The organism is Synechococcus sp. OH2, assembly GCF_047462155.1.
Classification (GTDB): domain Bacteria; phylum Cyanobacteriota; class Cyanobacteriia; order Thermostichales; family Thermostichaceae; genus Thermostichus.
Window position 1 is genome coordinate 3,104 of the sequence record NZ_JANSIR010000010.1, and the last position, 2,196, is coordinate 5,299.

Annotated in this window: 2 protein-coding genes; both read left to right on the top strand. The window is 59.8% G+C overall.

What is annotated here, in order from left to right; genetic code table 11:
* The coding region (locus NW835_RS00720; protein WP_414414260.1) for a hypothetical protein at window positions 1–555 on the top strand (555 nt) is incomplete at its 5' end.
* A gap of 481 nt (window positions 556–1,036) precedes the next feature.
* Window positions 1,037–2,014, top strand: a complete 978-nt coding sequence (locus NW835_RS00725) for a PspA/IM30 family protein (RefSeq protein ID WP_414414261.1) — start codon at window positions 1,037–1,039, stop codon at window positions 2,012–2,014.
* Window positions 2,015–2,196: the final 182 nt, after the last annotated feature.

Genomic DNA, 2,196 nt, shown 5'->3' on the forward strand with positions numbered 1-2,196 from the left:
GCCCCTGCTCGCGCCCAAACCGGCTACGGCCTTGCCTACGAGTACTTCGACCACATGCTGCGGCTGGATCCCAATTTCTTCTTAGGCTACCGCCTCTCCAGCTTGGTGTTGGCCTATCGGGCTGGCCAGCCGGAAAAAGCCGTCGAGATTTTGGATCGCGGCCTGCAGCAGTTTAACCCCCAAAACAACCCCGATGCCTGGCGGCTCTACGTGGATCGCGCCCTGATCAACTTCATGTTTTTGGGGGATGCGGAAGCGGGCCGCCGCGACTACTACCAAGCCGCCGCCTGGCGGGAACAGGTGGGCTTGCCTGGTGACGATTTTCGCCAACTGGGGGACAACATCGCCCGCAGCCCCCTCAGCCGCCGCTCCCGCTTCGATGTCTGGCTAAGCGTGTTTAACGCCACCAGCGACCGGGATACCCGCCAGTTTGTTCTGGAACAACTGACCCAATTGGGGACGGTGCTGCGCACGTTGCCCACGGGCGAGATCGAGATTCTCCCGCCGCCTCTGCCCAGTGGACTTGAGGAAGAGCCCTACCGCTTGCGCCTGTGATTCCAATCCAGTGACGCACTCCCGACCCTCATCTTCGTTGAGTCAACACAACATGGCTTACAGCACGCTGCGCGAACCGATAGCGTACGGGCTTACGCTTCCCAGACTTGTTGGTACAGAGGTCTCAGCGTGCTGCCACCGTGCCACCCGCGGCGGGAACCAGTCAGGGAAACTCTTTAAGCTAACTGCACAAAGATTGCCATCTAGGGTTGTGACGTTGCCCCAAGAGGTGAGCTAGACTCTAACCCAAATTCTCATCCTGGGAGCCGACTTTTTCAGAAGGGCAAGCTCCGCGTCGGAGAAGTTGCTTTCTCTGACGCGGGTGAGTTATTGGCTCTGGCGCCTCTTTCCGAGGAAGCAGCAGCCCATTTGCTTCTGCCAGTCTGCGAAGACGCCTCAGGCTTTTGGCGGGTTCCCGCAGCCTCCCCATTTCTTATTATTTCTTAACTTTTGTTGTTCTGCACAATTAGGAGTGATCCCCATGGCCTCAAGAACTTCTCTCCTGATGACGGCGGCTGTCCTTTCGGGCACTTGGTTTGTCCTCCCTGCAGCGGCCCAATCTTCCGCGACAGCGCGAGTACGGTCGGTGGTGGATGGGGACACCTTTTGGGCAGACTTGAACGGCAGGCCCACCCGTTTTCGCCTTGCCTATGTGGATGCGCCGGAGCTGACGCAGGGACGCTGGGGGCGGCTCTCACAAGAGGCTTTGCAAAGCCTGCTGCCGCCGGAATCCCTGGTGCAGGTGGATACCCTCTACGTCACGCCGGAAGGGCTGCACATTGCCCAGGTGTACAACTCTGAGGGCTTGGTGAATTTGGAGATGTTGCGCCAGGGGCAGGCGGCGGTTTACGAGCGCTTTTTGTACGGGGCCAACCGGGAGCGCTACCTGGAAGCTCAAGAATTGGCCCAGGCGGCGCGCCGAGGTTTTTGGCAGCAACGCAATCCGGTGATGCCCTGGGAGTTTCGGGAGACAGCCGCGCAAACCTCGGCCTTTGCGGGATCCAACGTTTTGGACGGCTCCTTCCTGCGGGAAAACCCGGCAGCGGCAGCGGGCGTGGGCATTGCCACAGCAGTGGTGATGGTGGGCCTGAGCAAAGTGTTGTGGAAAAAGCCTCGCCAGAAAAACGCGAGCATCCGCCAGATGGAGCGGGATCTGAAACAACTGCGGCGCAGCCTGGCCACAACGCTGGCCAGCTGCAAACAACTGGAACGGCAGTACGATCAACTGCTGCAAAAGGCTGAGGATTGGTTTGTCAGAGCCGAGAAGGCCAGCCAACATGACCAGGACGAACTGGCGCGCCAGGCTTTGGTGCAGCGGAACCAACACATGAGTGCCGCAGAGGCGGTTCGTCGCTCCCTGGACGAGGTTGAGGCCCAGGCGACAGCTATCCGCGAGGGCATTTCCCGCTTGGAAAGCCAGATCGCGATGGCCAAGCTGGAACGGGAGATGAACAACTAAAAAGAGGTAACGGGGCGGGTGCAGTGCCTCAGTGTGAACGACTCCCGCCACTCCTCTTCGTTGAGCAAACACAACATGGCTTACGCCACGCTGCGTGAACCGATAGCGTACGGGCTTCACGCTTCCCAGACTTTTTGGTACAGAGGTCTCAGCGTGCTGCCACCGTGCCACCCGCGGCGGGA